Source organism: Pseudomonas sp. ASL9, assembly GCF_056680335.1.
This window is the reverse complement of the sequence record NZ_CM155277.1, coordinates 390,580-406,368: the sequence shown is the minus strand read 5'-3', so window position 1 is coordinate 406,368 and position 15,789 is coordinate 390,580. Positions and strand designations below refer to the sequence as shown.

General features: G+C 56.0%; 10 protein-coding genes. 3 read left to right on the top strand and 7 right to left on the bottom strand.

Annotated features, from left to right (window positions below; translation table 11 throughout):
• Positions 1-5: 5 nt before the first annotated feature.
• Positions 6-2,231: a PepSY domain-containing protein gene (locus tag AC1ME2_RS01830; RefSeq protein ID WP_480438958.1), complete on the bottom strand. Its 2,226-nt coding sequence runs from the start codon at positions 2,229-2,231 to the stop codon at positions 6-8.
• 25 nt (positions 2,232-2,256) lie between these two features.
• Entirely contained in the window at positions 2,257-2,727 is a 471-nt protein-coding gene (locus AC1ME2_RS01825; protein ID WP_480438957.1) for a DUF2271 domain-containing protein, read from the bottom strand.
• A 276-nt stretch (positions 2,728-3,003) separates the two neighbouring features.
• Here AC1ME2_RS01825 and AC1ME2_RS01820 point away from each other — a divergent pair, with 276 nt between their 5' ends.
• The 3 genes from AC1ME2_RS01820 (at position 3,004) to AC1ME2_RS01810 (ending at position 7,185) form a co-directional block, all read left to right on the top strand.
• Positions 3,004-3,663: a response regulator gene (locus AC1ME2_RS01820; RefSeq protein ID WP_480438956.1), complete on the top strand. Its 660-nt coding sequence runs from the start codon at positions 3,004-3,006 to the stop codon at positions 3,661-3,663.
• Entirely contained in the window at positions 3,660-4,994 is a 1,335-nt protein-coding gene (locus AC1ME2_RS01815) for a sensor histidine kinase (RefSeq protein ID WP_480438955.1), read from the top strand. The genes AC1ME2_RS01820 and AC1ME2_RS01815 overlap by 4 nt, the downstream gene beginning before the upstream one ends.
• A 580-nt stretch (positions 4,995-5,574) precedes the next feature.
• Positions 5,575-7,185 carry a sensor domain-containing diguanylate cyclase gene (locus AC1ME2_RS01810; protein WP_480438954.1) on the top strand — a complete coding sequence of 537 codons (1,611 nt, stop codon included), beginning with the start codon at positions 5,575-5,577 and terminating at the stop codon, positions 7,183-7,185.
• Positions 7,186-7,224: 39 nt separating this feature from the next.
• On the opposite strand, the gene AC1ME2_RS01805 is transcribed toward AC1ME2_RS01810, so the two are convergent.
• The 5 genes from AC1ME2_RS01805 to AC1ME2_RS01785 form a co-directional block, all read right to left on the bottom strand.
• Positions 7,225-8,349 (bottom strand): HDOD domain-containing protein, encoded by a 1,125-nt coding sequence (locus AC1ME2_RS01805; protein WP_480438953.1) that lies wholly within the window; start codon positions 8,347-8,349, stop codon positions 7,225-7,227.
• 255 nt (positions 8,350-8,604) lie between these two features.
• Positions 8,605-10,308 carry a class I poly(R)-hydroxyalkanoic acid synthase gene (gene phaC / locus AC1ME2_RS01800; protein WP_480438952.1) on the bottom strand — a complete coding sequence of 568 codons (1,704 nt, stop codon included), beginning with the start codon at positions 10,306-10,308 and terminating at the stop codon, positions 8,605-8,607.
• 161 nt (positions 10,309-10,469) lie between these two features.
• On the bottom strand, positions 10,470-11,648 hold the full coding sequence (locus AC1ME2_RS01795) for an acetyl-CoA C-acetyltransferase (RefSeq protein ID WP_480438951.1): 1,179 nt from the start codon (positions 11,646-11,648) through the stop codon (positions 10,470-10,472).
• A 68-nt stretch (positions 11,649-11,716) separates the two neighbouring features.
• Positions 11,717-12,463: an acetoacetyl-CoA reductase gene (gene phbB, locus AC1ME2_RS01790; protein ID WP_480438949.1), complete on the bottom strand. Its 747-nt coding sequence runs from the start codon at positions 12,461-12,463 to the stop codon at positions 11,717-11,719.
• Between the two features lie 246 nt (positions 12,464-12,709).
• Positions 12,710-15,685, bottom strand: a complete 2,976-nt coding sequence (locus AC1ME2_RS01785; RefSeq protein ID WP_480438948.1) for a DUF3141 domain-containing protein — start codon at positions 15,683-15,685, stop codon at positions 12,710-12,712.
• Positions 15,686-15,789 lie beyond the last annotated feature (104 nt).

Sequence of the window (15,789 nt, the reverse complement as noted above, 5' to 3'; positions counted from 1 at the left end):
GACGTTCAGTAGGTATCTTCACGGTAGCGTCCTTGTGCCTTGAGTGTCAGCACGGTCAGGTTAAGCGGTGCCAGGACTTCATCGAGTGCGCGCATTACGCTTTTTGCCATTTCGCGACTGCCGCACACCAATACCTGGGCACCTTTTTCAATGAGTCGGCGCATCTGCAGGGCGTCGCTGATGATTCGGTCTTGTACGTAGCTGCGGTCGTGTACTTGTGAAAAAGCCGCTTGCAGTTCGGTGAGTCGCTGGTCCGCCAGGTAGCCATTGAGCTGAGGTTCATAGAGAAAATCCGAGGCTGGGTGGCGGCCACCCCAATACAGGTGCATCGGGTGTCTGGCGGTGTTGTTACGGATGAAACCGGCTAAAGGACCAATACCTGTGCCCGCACCGATAAGAATGACTGGAGCGCTTCCAGAGGCAGGGCGGAAGTCTGGGTTGGGCTGTATGAATGCTTCAATTGGCGAACCAATCGGCAAGTCGTGGAGGAGGCCGGAACACAGGCCATCAGGATGCTTGCGCACGCAGACTTCCAGAACGCCGTCCCTCGACCCGCTGGCCAACGAGTAGAAGCGCGGCAGCAAGCTTCCAGGCGGCAGAATCCCGACCAGATCACCGGCTTCGAAATGAGGCAGTGTGTCTCCCTTGCGCGCGCGCGCCAGCCAACTCGGCGCAGGCGAAGGCGCTACGGCTTTGAAACGCAGGATGTGAGTGGGTGCCTTGACCTGTTCGCCATACTCCACACGCTCCGCCAGTTGGAACGTATAGGTTTGAGGTCGATCGGGCGTATGCATAAGCGTTAGTTCGTGGCCGATCAACAGGCCAACGGCATGCCCCCAACGCGTGAACTCCTGGCTTGATTGTCGGTTGATGGTGTCAAGTTCAAGCAGTTGCGACCAACCCTGTGAACGTAAAGCAGCTTGCGTATCCTTGGCGAACTGACAAAAGTTTGGAAACTGCTTGTCGCCAAAGCCCAGTACGGCAAAGCCAAGGCCCGGTTTTACAGGTACGTTCGCCAGTCGTTTGAAAAACTGTCTGGCGGAGGCTGGCGCGTCGCCGTCACCGGTAGTCGCCGTCAGAATAAACAGGCGCTCGGCACTGCGGTACTCAGTCGCCAGTTGGTTCATGGTGGCGGTATGCACGCGGTGACCCGCTTGGTTCAAGGCCTCATGCAACGTTTTCGCAAACCCCCAGGTGCTGTTGTTTTCGCTGCCCACCAAAATCACCGTGTCAGCGGACTGTGCGCCACTATTGTGACTGATGTGTGGCATCGACTGACGGCGGCGCCACCAGAGCAGGGCGCCTGTGACACTCATCAACGGCACGCTCAGCGCGCAAATGCCGAGTAACAGGCCAAGCCACCAGAAACCTTCGCCGGTATGCAGCTGGTAGATCAATTCATAGGCATCATGGGCGTTGTCATGGGGCTGGTAAGACAGCAGCGCGCCACTGGCTTGATCAACAAAACCGTCGCCTTGGGCCGTGTGCAGCGAGAACACATCAGTCGGGTTGCCGGGACTGGGGTAGTTCAGCTCGCGCAGATCATTAAGATCGGTCGCCAGCAGCGCAGGCAAGGTCTCGACAGGCGCTGCCGGACCGCCGCTCATGGTGGTCGGGAAAGCGGGTTCCTGCAGGGATCCGTCAGGGATGAACTCGAACGTCACCGCTGACATATACATCCCGGTCAATGCGGATAGCAGCAGACCGAGGATCGCGTAACGCCCGACTTCAGCGTGCCAGCGTTGGCTGAAATTGCCCTGCAGCGGGCGCATGATTTGCTTCCAGCCACCCAGGCGTCTTGCCAGTAACGCGGCTCCGGAGGCCGATAAGATCAGTATCACTAAGGCTGCAATACCTGACATCGCATGGCCGGGCGTGCCCAGCAGCAATGACCTGTGCAAGTCTTTCACCCAGCGTGAGAATGCTGACGGTGCATAGGGCGCAATACCCTGCCCGGTCATGGGGTCGACAAGCTCGGCGCCCGCCTGACCGTCCTGGCTGTAGTAAACGATGATCGAGCCAGAAGCGCTGCGCCGAATCTGTTCAACCGCTGGATAGGTGTGCGCCACCCGGCCCGCCAACTCGGCAACGTTCAATTGGCCGACCGGGGGTACGTTCGCGTTCATTCGTTCTATGGCTGGATCAATTGACAGGATCGCGCCGCTGATGGCCAACACCATAACCAACAGGGCCGCGATAAGGCCGGGCAGTGAATGAAACTGGCGAAGCATGTTCAGCCTCCAATAGGTGCCGAAGTCACATGTCGTAGGTAAAGGTTTCTACATAACCGTTGCCGGATGCAGGCTTGCCCGCACCTTTAGTCGTCAGCGGTACGACAACGTCAGCGCGAACCTCACGTTTGCTCTCGACAGCGCTGTCGACGCGGATCTGATAACCCGCATCAATCAGGGTGTCAGCCAGTTCTACACTGACTTTCAGGGTGCGCCCGCTACCGACGCTGGCACCACTGACCCCGTCAAACTCACTGGGCTTCAAGCCGCTGCCGCGAGCCCAGTCAGGAAGGTGTTTGTAATACTTGGCTTTCTTGCCAGCGACCCAGAGGGTTTTCTGATAGGTGCCATTGGCATCGGTGACATAAAACGCCAGATAAGCATCGTTGCCGTTGTAGTTTTTTAACTGGGTGGTCAAGGTCACTTCGCGCGCCTGAGCTAACCCTGGCAGCGCGATGGCTCCGGCGAGACACAGTGCAGCAGCAATCATTTTCATGGTGGGGTTTCCTGTTAGAACGTTGTGGCGGAATACTGGCCTTGCTAGCTGAATGCAACCTGAAGGCGTGAAAAAAAGTTGATCAGGTAGTTTTCAGCTGCGGGACAAGGAGGTTTTAGTCGCGGGGCATGATTTCTCTCCCGCTTGAGTCTCTGTGGCATACCCTAGCGAGTTTCCCTGACAGCAACCTGAATCGTGCTCAACGTAGTACTTCAGGTCTTATTCAGGTACAGCCGCTAACGTGCAGCGCTGGGAATGAACACAGAAGGGGTAGATATGCGGGTTTTGTTGGTTGAGGACGCGGTGGGGCTGGGGGACGCAGTGCGTGAGCAAATTGCCGATGACGGCCATGCAGTGGACTGGGTGCAACGGCTTGACCACGCTGAGACGAGCGTGCGCACGACGGTCTATGACCTGATTTTGCTGGATCTGATGCTCCCGGACGGGCGCGGACTGGACTTTCTGCGCAAGCAGCGGTCGGCTGGCGATGTAACGCCTGTGATCATCCTCACGGCTCAAGACCAGATATCCGAGCGCATCGCCGGTTTGAATGCGGGGGCCGACGACTACCTGGTAAAACCCTTCGATCTGTTTGAATTGTCTGCTCGAGTAGCCGCCGTCGCGCGACGTTACAGCGGTAATCCCAATCCACAGCTGAAAGTGGGAGAACTGGTCATCGACATGACTGCTCGCACCGTTCAGCGTGTCGGCACCCTTGTGGATTTGACTGCTCGCGAATGGGCTCTGCTGGAAGCGTTCATTCAGCGCCCCAGCGCGCTGTTGTCGAAATCGCAGCTTGAAGAGCGCCTGTACGCGTTCGGCGCCGAGATCGAAAGCAACACCATTGAGGTGTACATCAGTCGTCTGCGCAAGAAATTGGGGCGCGATTTGATTGAAACCGTCCGCGGTATGGGCTACCGGCTGATGCCCCTATGAAGACTACCTTCAGTTTGCAAAAACGTCTGGGGCTTGGGCTGACGCTGGGGATGACATTGCTTTGGCTGGGCGCCACGGCGGGCGCCTGGTTGGTCGTGCAACATGAGCTGAATGAGGCCTTCGACAGTGCTCTGGAAGAAACGGCGCAGCGTATTTTGCCCCTGGCCGTACTCGAAATCAGTAATCGTGGTGAGTCTCGCCAGTCGAAACATATCGAGGGACTGAGAGAACATAAGGAATACCTCGCCTATCTGGTGCGGGATGCCAAGGGCAATACGTTGTTGCAGTCTCACGATGCCGACCCGAGAGTATTCAATGCCCAGCCTATGGAGGGCTTCACCACCACTGGGAAGTACCGTCTATATACCGTCAGCGCCCTACGCGAAACAGTTTATATTGAGGTCGCGGAGCCATTGGCACATCGCCGCGAAGCTGCGCAAGAAGCGTTGCTCGCCTTGCTCCTGCCATTACTGATACTTATCCCGATCAGCTTGTTGGGAACCTGGCTATTGGTTCACTTCAGTCTGCGTAGCGTGTTGGCTTACCGTCGCGCAATCGAGACCCGTGGGGTAGGCGATCTATCCCCCATAAGGGTTTCTCAATTGCCCGCAGAAATCGATCCGCTGGCGGAAGCGGTCAATCATCTGATGGAGCGGCTGCGTCGGGCACTGGAGGCTGAACGCAGCTTTACCGCCAATAGCGCCCATGAGCTGCGCACCCCATTGGCGGCGGCATTAGCGCAGATGCAGCGGTTACGTCGCGAGGCACCTGAAGGGCCGTTGCAAGTGCGTGCGGCAAAGATTGAGGCGTCGCTCCGTGAGTTGGCACGACTCTCGGAAAAACTCATGCAACTGGCCAAGGCCGAAGGGGGTGGGCTTCTATCGGAAACCCCGCAAGACCTCATCCCGCTGCTGGCCCACGTGGCGGAAGAGGTGAGCGCTACTGCCGGACAGCGGATTCATTTAACGCTGCCTGCGGAGGGGGAAGTGTTATCAACGATTGACCCGGACGCCTTTGCCATCCTTTTACGCAATCTGATCGAGAATGCGTTGAAGCATGGCGCGCCGGATCAGCCAATAGAAGTGGGCTTGTCGAGTCAGGCGCTTCTAAAAGTCGTGAATGCGGGCTCGACAGTGCCTGCGCAGGTTTTGGAGCGGCTCACCGAGCGTTTCGTGAGAGGTAACAGCGAGGCCAGCGGCTCTGGTCTTGGACTGGCAATCGCACAAACGATTGTTCGAGGCGTCGAGGCGACAATGAGCCTCGCATCCCCCGCAACAGGCAAGCAGGATGGCTTTGAAGTTACTGTGCAGTTTGTGCTTGCGCGGCCATGAAAAGGTCTGACTTTATCGGGGGGCTTACCGATAATTTTTATACGATTTTATACAATAAAGAGGGGCTTGAACGTTTCAATGGACATGGGCTGGACACTTCGTCAGGCGACAGTGCTGTATTAAATTAATCGCCTTAAGGCGTGACGTCTGCGGTAATGGGTGCACTCATATAACTTCTGTGAATAGCCATTTATTTGATGAATGTATATTTATTACGGCATACGCGATAAGAAATTGGATCCAGTTATTGGTTGCAATCATTGGCGTCAAAATGCAGTCGGCGGTTATGCATAATGATGCCTGTGAAGTTTGAAATAGCTATAACCCTGCGGAGTATAGTGATATCTTAAGGCCCTCCCAAGGAATGCTGGCTACAATTATTTATGCGCGCTAACCACGGTGCTGCATGCGTAAAAAGTTACGACTCAAGTGCTATTCAAGAACCGCTTCGGCGGCGACGAATATCGACAGCTCTGTTGTGCTCAGTCGGGACCTATACACAGTGGCAGATGAGTGTTTTCTGTCGTAAATAATTTGAGAGCGCTCCGTTTAAACGGAGTGTCCGTTCGAGCGTCGGCGTATGTCAATCAAGCACTGTTTTCGCATTAACTTAAGGCGACTGATTCTCTTTTTGGCATTTTTCAGTGCCATTCTCACGCTCACCAACAGTCTGTATGCAAGCTATTGTGTACAGCGCCAGTTGCTCATCGATAGCACGCTGGAATCCAATCGTGTTTATGCGGCCAAGCTGGCCAATAATACTGAAGTCTTTCTTGAAGCGGCGAAGCAGCAACTGGCCTACAGCGCCGGACTATTGAGTGATCAGCTTGATAGCAAGCCGACGTTGCAAAGCGAGGCCGACCGGTTGCGGTTACAGACCAACAGCTTCAACTCGATAGCGATTGCTGATGCGCAGGGTTGGCTACGTGCGGTCTCGCCCGAGACATTGCCGATCAAGGAACGAAAATTGAACACGCCCGGTGCTATCGAGGCATTGAACGCGCGCCGCCCACTCATCAGTCAACCCTACGTCTCCGTTGCGGGTAATCTGGTGGTGTTCATTTCCCATCCAATCATTGATGGTGATGGTCAATACCTGGGTTACGTCGGCGGTACTATTTATCTCAAACACAAGAGTATTCTAGACGACTTGCTTGGCCAGCAGTATTACCACGATGGCTCTTACCTTTATGTGGTGGATCAGAATCAGCGAGTGTTGTACCACCCGGATCAGATGCAGATCGCTCAGGTGGTGCTTAACAATTCGGTTATCGAGGCCGTGATGCGTGGAGAGAGTGGAAAGCAGCGCCTTATTAATAGTCGGGGCATCGACATGCTCGCCGGTTATGCGAGCGTACCCTCAGCCCACTGGGGTATCGTGGCGCAAAAGCAGACGGATGCAACGCTGGCGGCACTTAATAATCTAATGCTGGATGTGCTTCGCAATACGCTGCCGCTGAGCGTTCTGGGTTTTACCGTCATTTGGTGGCTCGCGCGCCTGATTTCCCGCCCCTTGTTGCAGCTGGCCGATAGCGCCCAGAAGATGGATATCCCTGGCGCGGCCGAGCGTATCGAGCACGTAAGATCGTGGTACTACGAATCGACACAGCTCAAACGGGCAATGTTGATCGGGATTCGTCTATTGAATGCGCAGATCGGCAAACTGACTAGCGATGCGCAAACAGATTCACTCACGGGGCTGCATAACCGTCGCGTTCTTGAAAGTTCATTAGCGCAATTGGAGAGCGAACATCGCCCTTTCGCCGCCGTGGCGCTGGATATCGATCACTTTAAACGTGTCAACGATACCTATGGTCACGATGCCGGCGATGGGGTGCTCAAACGCCTGGGAGCGTTAATGCGTGTTAATACCCGCGACGGTGATGTGCTGTGCCGAGTGGGTGGCGAAGAGTTTCTTATTCTTTTGCCGGATGCCTCGCCTGAGGTAGCCCAGCGCGTGTCTGAGCGCCTGCGTGAGCAGGTAGAACACACTCAGATGGACCCTATTGGGCATATCACTGTCTCGTTAGGTGTTGCGCACTGGCCGTTAAGCTCCAGCCGCGTCGATGAAGTGCTGAAAATAGCCGACAACATGCTCTATACCGCAAAACAAACGGGCCGTAATCGGGTCGTTTCAGCCAGCTCATTGGATAAACGGGTGGTCTGCGCTGTATCAAAGGAATTACCTTGACGAGTGATCGCGAGGATCCAAGACAGCCTTTGAGGTGTTTCAGGCAAGGCCGGCAAGGCGTCGCAGGCGCTCCAGGCTGGCTTGCTCCTCGCCGTTGATTTCGGCTGCGGCCAAACGCATAAGCACCTTTTCTCGACGAAATTGCGCCAGCGGCAGGATGTACACTGCACCAATAAGGTCCCGCAGGGCCATAGGCAGGCCCCAGTGCGCCTTAAGGTTGATTGCAAAGGTGTTGCTGAATTCGCCTATAGCTTGCCTCAGCGAGCTTTCGCTAAGGCTGTGGCCTTTGTGTTCCCAGGCTTGAGCCTGATAGATCACACAAAGTTCTCCTATTCGGTGCAATAAAGCCGCGCACTGGAGTGGCGCGGGATCAACCCCACATCCCTGTGCCAAACGCGTTACTTGATCACTAAGGGCTTCTGCGTCGTTCAGATGAGCTTGGGCTAACACCTGCACTAAAGAACTGCTCGGCTCGTTGGCTTGGCGCAATGCCAGGCACAGGGCCATGTTGAGGCTGGTCGGTCCGCCCAGGCGTTGCAAAGCCTCGGGCAGGCTCATATAGGGGTGGCCAATGCCAATATAGGCGCTGCTGTTGGACGCGGCGACCAGATGGGCGCTCAAGGCCGGGTCATACTGCCAGCTATCGACAAGCTCGCGCAGGTCCAGCTCTTCACCTTTGAGGATCAGTTGAAGTGTGTCTTTGACATTGCTAAGCAGAGGCAGGTCCAGGTCAGCGGCGGACAGGCTGCCAAGATAGGCAATGAAGTCTTGCTCCGTTAGCGGTTCGTTTGAGGGTTTTACGATTTCGGGTAATAGCTTCTTCAGGCGGGCCACTACACGCTGTACGTGAAAGGGTTTGCTGATAAAGGTACCAATCCCCAGTGAGCGCGCGGCCAGCACATTCTCCCGATCGGCGCGGCCGGTAACAACGACCAGAGGAGCGGGGCGATTATTGTGGAGCACACTGTGAAGCAGGCGCACGCCCGTTGAATCTGACAGGGCCCAGTCCGCGAGCACTAACTGATAAGAAATGCGCTTGCAGGCCTCATCGGCGTCACGTACCTCGCTGAAGAGGTCCACCGGAGCGTCCGGGCAGATACTCAGGACAATCTGTTTGAGCATGTCCGCGATCCAGGGATCATCTTCCAGAATCATCACGCGCATGCTGCGACCTTCATGGGGGGGCGAAGGGGTGATTTATCCCAAGTCCCTGTTTTTATAGGATATGGAACAGTATAGGTCCGACCGGGGCTCGGTATGTTTGATGTGAGTCAAGCGTTTCTACGGAAAATGACGGCGGCGGCATCTGAGCATAAAGATTTGGCTTTATGCGTCCTGAACAGAGGCGGAACCGGGCTCCGCCTCCTGTTGCGTGGTATCAATTCAGACGAAGTGGTCCCGGTGACCATAGGCAGTTTGTTATAGCTTCACATAACGGCCTGGTGCTGGCTCTAGAATCGGGTATTTGTCATTTCCGATGTTCGCCACTGCAGGTTGGCGCTCTCCGCCGTGTCCAGCAAGCCAGGTGAACCAGTCATCCCACCAGCTGCCAGGATGCTGTTCGGCATTCTTGAACCAAGTGTCAGGGTTTTTCGTGACTCGATTGTTTGTCCAGTAGTGGCGCTTCTGTTTGGCGGGGGGATTGATGACGCCCGCAATATGCCCGGAGGCGCCCAATACAAATCGCTTGGTCCCGGAGAGCAGGTTGGTGCTGGCGAAGGCACTTCTCCAGGGCACGATATGATCGTCATGAGTCGCGAGAATGTAGGCGGGTGCATCAATGGCGTGCAAGTCGAGTTTGACGCCACAGCAGTCCAGGTCTCCTGACTTCAGGTCATTCTGTAGGTAGGTGTGGCGCAGGTACCAGCAGTACATCGGACCGGGGAGGTTTGTGCTGTCGTTGTTCCAGAACAGCAGGTCCAGAGGAATGGGCTTGTTCCCCTTGAGGTATTTGTCGACGTTGTAGTTCCACCACAGGTCGTTGGGGCGAAGCATGGAAAAAGTGTTACCCATGTCCTCGCCACGAAACAGACCGGTTGGGCCATCTATGCCGCCGATGGTGCGCTCTCGGTAGGCCACCAGTTCTTCGTCGACGAATACGCTGATTGGACCGGTATCGAGATAGTCCAGAAAGGTGGTCAACAGGGTTACGCTGCCGATCTCGCGGTCGTCACGCGCCGCCAATACCGCCAGGGCGGTGCTCAGGAGGGTGCCTCCGATGCAGAAGCCCACGCAGTTGATCCGCTGTTCACCACTGATCGCCCGAGTAACCTGTAGGCCTCTGAGCACGCCTTGCTCGATCAGGTCATCCCAGGTTGTTTCGGCATGTTCCGGGCCGAAGTTGCGCCAGGACATCATGAACACTGGGTGCCCTTGTTGCAGCAGGTGTTTAACGACGGAGTTGTCCGGGCGCAGATCGAGGATGTAGTACTTGTTGATCGAGGGCGGCACGATGAAAACCGGGCGCAAGTACTGTGTTTCACTCTGCGGGTAGTACTGAATGAGCTGAAAGAGATCATTCTCGAAGACGATTTCGCCTGGGGTGGTGGCCAGGTCGACACCCACTTCGAAGGCGCCGCTGTCGCACTGGCGCATCTTGCCTTCCTGCAGGTCGCTGGCCAAGTTCAGCAGACCTGTAAACAGGCTGGCACCTTGGGTTTCAACCACGCGCTGGAGAGCATCAGGGTTACTGGTCAGGAAATTACTTGGTGCACTGGCGGCAATGGCTTGTTCCACCAGATAGCGTAGGCGTTGGCGCGGTTTCTCTTCTTTGATCAACAGCTTATCGAGCAGTTTCAGGAGGAAGTTGGAGTTGAGTAAATAGAAGGCGGCGAGGGAGCCGAACAGTGGCTCGCTCCAATTGCCGCTGGAGAATCGACGATCATCAAAGTTGAAGGGTTGGCCGGTCAACAGCTGTTGGCCGAGTTGTCCCCATTGAAGTTGGTAATCGGCCTGAAGGCTGTCTAGCGTCGCGCGAGGCAAGTCGAACCAGTCACTGTGCTCATGCCCGGAAAACCATTGATTGCTGCTGACCCAGAGACGTAATTGTTGCACTGCAAAGGAGGCAATGAAGGGAACCTGGCCCGACCAGTAGGTATTGAATGTTTGCGTGTTATTGTCCATAGAGCTCCTTGCCCGGAAAGATGAACCGGACAGAAAATAAGCCGGACTCTGCCTGAGCCCGGCGCAACGATGATGTAAAGGCGGGCAGCCCTGTTTTGACGCCAACGTGGTGTATAGGGCGGGGGTCCAGGCCCGCCCCAGGACTGCTGATGTGCCGTGGTCTAGCGTTCGATGGCCAAGCCGACGCCTTGTCCACCACCGATGCATAAGGTAGCCAGACCTTTTTTGCCATCGCGGCGGATCAGTTCGTGCACCAGCGACACCAATATCCGAGCGCCTGACGCTCCGATCGGATGGCCAAGCGCGATGGCCCCACCGTTGACGTTGACTTTGTTGGTGTCCCAACCCAGCTCTTGACCAACTGCCAGCGACTGCGCTGCAAAGGCTTCGTTGGCTTCAATCAGGTCCAGTTCGTCCACATGCCAGCCCGCTTTTTCCAGGGTGAGGCGTGTGGCCGGGACAGGGCCGATGCCCATGAGTGCCGGGTCCACGCCAGCACTGGCGTAGGCTTTGATCCGTGCCAGAATCGGTAAACCCAGGGCCTCTGCTTTGGCGGCACTGGCCAGCAACAGAACAGCAGCTCCATCGTTGAGGGTCGACGAATTACCGGCGGTCACACTTCCGTCTTTCTGGAAGGCGGGTTTGAGTTTTGCCAGGGCTTGTGCGGTGCTGTCGACGCGCGGCTGTTCGTCCGTGTCGAAGACCAGCGGATCACCCTTGCGCTGAGGAATCAGGATCGGAGTGATTTCGCTTTTGAAACGCCCGCCCTCAATGGCAGCTGCAGCCTTCTGTTGCGAGGCGGCGGCGAAGGCATCCTGTTTCTCGCGACTGATGCTGTACTTTTGCGCCAGATTTTCGGCGGTAATACCCATGTGGTAGTCGTTGAAGGCATCCCACAGACCGTCTTGGATCATGGTGTCGACCAGTTGCGCATGACCCATGCGCAGGCCGGTGCGTGCTTTGGGCAGGACATACGGAGACAGGCTCATATTTTCCTGGCCGCCAGCGATGACTAGCTCCGCGTCACCGCAACGAATCGCCTGTACGGCGAGGTGGACCGCCTTGAGACCGGAGCCGCAGACCTTGTTCAAGGTCAGGGCGGGGACGGTGTGTGGCAGGCCAGCCTTGATTGCCGTTTGGCGTGCCGGGTTTTGTCCAGCGCCAGCACTGAGCACTTGGCCGAGGATTACTTCATCTATTTGGGCTGGATCGACACCCGTCTGCTCCAGCAGATGGCGAATAACGGCGGCACCCAGTTCTGTGGCGGGAATCCCAGCCAGAGCACCTTGGAAGCTGCCGATGGCAGTACGAGTGGCAGCAACAATTACGACGTCGTTCATGCATAACCTCTATGGGTAAGACAAAAAAAGTGTCAAACAGAACCAGGGCATTGGAGCCCCTGGAGGGGTTACTGCATGTTCATGCCGCCGTTTACCGAGAAGTCGGCACCGGTGCTGTAAGCGGACTCATCGGAGGCCAGCCAGGCAACGATCGATGCGATTTCCGCGGGCAGACCAAGGCGACCGACCGGTATTGCCGAGATCATGGCTTCGAGAATGTCCGGGCGTATCGCCGCGGTCATATTGGTCTCGATATAGCCTGGGGATACGGTATTGACGGTCACGCCCTTGCCGGAAACTTCCCGGGCCAGCGCCATCGTGAAACCATGAACGCCGGCTTTTGCGGCGGAGTAGTTGGTCTGACCAAACTGGCCGCGCTGGCCGTTGATCGAGGAGATGTTGATAATCCGCCCCCACCCTTTGGCCAACATGCCTTCGATGACTTGTTTGGTTGTGTTGAACAGTCCGCTCAGGTTGGTCCCGATAACGGCGTTCCAGTCTTCTGGGGTGAGCTTGCGAAACGAGGCGTCGCGAGTAATACCAGCATTGTTGACCAACACGTCGACCGGGCCACACATTTCGCGGACCAGTTCGAAGGTTTTGCGGGTTGATTCCCAGTCGGTGATGTCGGTGTCGACGCACTCGAAGTGATAACCGCTCTCAAGCTGGTTCGCGATCCAATCATTTTTACGGCTTGAATTGGGACTGCAGCCAACAATTACCCTGAATCCATCCTGATAAAGACGTCGGCTGATCGCTGTACCAATACCGCCCATCCCGCCTGTTACTACTGCAATACGACTACGTGATTCCATGCTTCAACTTCCTTTTTTATGTGTTGCGCTGCAATACGTGGATTGTTCTGTATTGACGGGTCACACGGAAGTGTTGGGAGGTGACTGTTTCGTGTCCTACGGTGCCACGCACAGGAAATGAATTCGGTTTATGCAAGCATGCTAATGAATATGTTGTTCGGATCCACCGCTTGGGTATTGCCAGCCTGTTCCAACAGGCTGGACTGTATATGAGAGATTCCTATTCCGGCCGTTGCAGATCGCGGGTTACCCGAGGATGTCGGGCTTGATCTGTTTTTTTCCTTTCGCCCCCTTCTTTGGCGTGTGCGCTGGACCTTTACCCGTGGTGGGGGTCGGCGCGGGCACCAACTGTGGAGCTGGAGCTGGAGCTGGAATTGCAGTTGCGGTTGGAATTACAGTTTCAGTTGGTGCTGCGGTTGGAATTACAGTTTCAATTGGTGCTGCGGTTGGAATTACAGTTTCAATTGGTGCTGCGGTTGGAATTACAGTTTCAATTGGTGCTGCGGTTGGAATTACAGTTTCAATTGGTGCTGCGGTTGGAATTACAGTTTCAATTGGTGCTGCGATTGGAATTACAGTTTCAGTTGGTGCTGCGGTTGGAATTACAGTTTCAATTGGTGCTGCAGTTGGAATTACAGTTTCAGTGGGTATTGTGGTTGGAATTAAAGTTTCGGTTGGCGCTGCAGCTGGAATTACAGTTGGCGTTGGCGTTGCAACGGTTGGGAGTGTTGCTGGTCGAGTGCTTTTGACCTTGACCTTGACCTTGGCACGCTGACGTTCAGGTGCGACTGTTTTGACTGTGCGTTCCGCAGGTGGGGCAAGTGGCGCGAGGGTCTCTGCTTGTTTGGCTATTACGGGTGTTACCTCCGCTACCTCTGGCGGCTGCGTCACTACAGGCGGCGATAGCTCCAGAGGCGCTACCTTCTGAATGGCATCTGCTTCACTTGGCGACTGGGTCAAGCTAAAACCGGGAAGAGGGATGTCGAATAGCGAGTGCAGTTCACGCCAGAGTCCAAAGCCAGTCCCGGTGGTCGTCAGCAGTTCAGGCACGAATTGCGCCACGGCCGTCAGAACCTGCTGGCGCGCCTCAGCCTGTGGAAGCAGCAAGGGCAGGCTGGTCAAGCTTTCTTCTGGATGGACAAAGACCAGCAGGCTCTGCAGTCGTATGGTTTCGCGCAGGATAATCGGATCGATGTAGTGCTGGACCGGGACATTGCCTTGCTGGATCAGTTGCTCGATGCGGTGCTTGTCGATTGCGTCGTTGTCACGGCCAATCAGAACCAGGATCCGTGCCAGCGCTTCCAATTTACCGCCGAGGGAGAGTGCTTGATGCAGGCTTTCTATCAGGGCCTTGTCCTGCAGGTCGGCATGCTTCTGGAGATTTCGCGCAGGCTTGTTGTCAAGGAGGGCGCTTAACCCGCCATACACACCGTAGAAACACAGCTCCAGGGATGCATCACGCACATCACGATAAGCATTTAGAGCATCTTGCATCTGGTTGGAGAACAGGTCCTGCCACGCCAGCAGTGGGTTGTCCTTGCGTACCGGGCGACGATCATTGCGCGCGAGAGTCGCGGTGCCTGCAAGCCACCACAGTGCTGGGTTCAGACTGCTCCAGGCCACCTGTTGCTGATGGAACGGGTGTGCCTTGCGCATCAGTTCGGCACTGGGCTCATTGACCAGTTGGCGTATCCAGGGACGGACGAACCAGTCGTACAGCGAGCTATTGATTTCGGAGGTGCGCTCTACCAGCGCGAATTCGCGATCGTCATCACGCGTCGGCTCGCGGTCATTATGGATGTCGGCGATTTTCCTTGGTTCGAAATGTACGCGATAGTGTGCGTCACCGCTGCCTGATGGGTCAGGCAGATCGTCGATCAGCATTTCATACAGCCCCGCTGACAGCGCATTGATGGCCTCGACAGCGCCGAGCAACTCGCGGTGTTCACGCCGGGCAACCTTGCCGGAAACGAAAATGCCCAGATGGCCAATACTGGCGTGTTGCAGGTAGACGATAGTGCGCCCAGCGTTATGCAACGCTAGATCACTGTGATACACGTCAGCGATCCAGTTCAACGCTTGCTGCGGGGAAGTGATGTTGTCTCCGTAAGAGCAGAACACCACCACCGGTACTTCGATCCTTTTCAGGTCAAGCCCGTTGGTCTTGCGACCGAGGCCGCCGGACAGTTGATTGCCGATGAACAGGTTGTCGACAATCATTTCGATTTCTTCGCCATTTAACAGGCTCGGGCTGCCCCACCAGCGTTCAAAATCGAGAAAGCGCGGCGCCTCGCTATCGACTTGACTGAACAGCTGGTAGTACTTGTTCCAATAGGTGTTGGCGGGGTCCAGTTTTTCGAAGTTACTGACCAGCCAGGTACCGTCGAAACGGTCGTTGCCCAAATCGCTTGCCAAGCGAGTGGTCCAACCTCCACCCAGCAGGCCGCCGGTATAACGCATCGGATTGCGGCCATTGACACCGGCCCAGTACGACAGGGGGGCGCCATTAATGATGATCAAGCCCGGCAGTTCTGGGTGTGTTGCAGCCAAACCCATTAAAGCCCAGCCGGCCTGGCAGTTGCCGACCATTATGGGTTTGCTGCTGGCAGGGTGGAGGGCACTGACTGCTTCGATGAAGTGGGCTTCGGCTTCTACAATGTCCGCAAGCGTTTGCCCTGGCGTCGGTGCGTGACTGAAGGCGATGAAATAGGTGGGGTGGCCAGCTCTGAGGCTTTCGCCTATGACTGAATCCTGTTTGAAGCCGCCGATGCCCGAGCCGTGGCCGCCGCGTGGATCAATGATGATCACTGGCTGGCTGCTGCTGTCGATCCGTTGCTCGGGTTCGGGAAAGATACGCAATAGCGAGTAGTTGACCGGGCGGGGGAGGTCCGAGCCGGCGATCAGCGTTTCATGATTGAACTTGAGCAGCAGTGGGTACCCGGCGCGCTCATGGGCAAGCGTATTGTCGCCGCGCTGGCGCAGGGTGTCCCAGAACAACAGGCTGCGTTGGCTGAGGTCGGTGAAGTATTCCTGCCAGTCATCGGCTGTGGGTTGACGGAGTTGACCCTGAAACAGAGGGGTAAGGGTTTTTTCCTGACGCTGGCGCGAGGCGTCGAGGGCGTTCGAGGTGTTCATGTGTTGCAGGTGACTCAGATGTTCTACTAGGCCGTGCGGTGAAAAAAGCCCTCTATCTTGCGGCGCAACAATATCTTCCTGGCCCATGATGATCTCCTGGCGGTATGCATGGTAAGTAGCTAGCCTCAGCCCCCGCTATCCAGGAAGGGATGTGGTTTGGCCGATCTATTCGGTTTCTGAGGGTTTTATAG

Excerpts from the sequence above, each read along its gene's own strand:
- AC1ME2_RS01805 (WP_480438953.1), bottom strand. The coding sequence starts at position 8,349 with ATGCGCGTGATGATTCTGGAAGATGATCCCTGGATCGCGGACATGCTC.
- phbB (WP_480438949.1), bottom strand. The coding sequence starts at position 12,463 with ATGGAATCACGTAGTCGTATTGCAGTAGTAACAGGCGGGATGGGCGGT.
- AC1ME2_RS01815 (WP_480438955.1), top strand. The coding sequence starts at position 3,660 with ATGAAGACTACCTTCAGTTTGCAAAAACGTCTGGGGCTTGGGCTGACG.
- AC1ME2_RS01830 (WP_480438958.1), bottom strand. The coding sequence starts at position 2,231 with ATGCTTCGCCAGTTTCATTCACTGCCCGGCCTTATCGCGGCCCTGTTG.
- AC1ME2_RS01795 (WP_480438951.1), bottom strand. The coding sequence starts at position 11,648 with ATGAACGACGTCGTAATTGTTGCTGCCACTCGTACTGCCATCGGCAGC.
- AC1ME2_RS01785 (WP_480438948.1), bottom strand. The coding sequence starts at position 15,685 with ATGGGCCAGGAAGATATTGTTGCGCCGCAAGATAGAGGGCTTTTTTCA.
- AC1ME2_RS01820 (WP_480438956.1), top strand. The coding sequence starts at position 3,004 with ATGCGGGTTTTGTTGGTTGAGGACGCGGTGGGGCTGGGGGACGCAGTG.
- phaC (WP_480438952.1), bottom strand. The coding sequence starts at position 10,308 with ATGGACAATAACACGCAAACATTCAATACCTACTGGTCGGGCCAGGTT.
- AC1ME2_RS01825 (WP_480438957.1), bottom strand. The coding sequence starts at position 2,727 with ATGAAAATGATTGCTGCTGCACTGTGTCTCGCCGGAGCCATCGCGCTG.
- AC1ME2_RS01810 (WP_480438954.1), top strand. The coding sequence starts at position 5,575 with ATGTCAATCAAGCACTGTTTTCGCATTAACTTAAGGCGACTGATTCTC.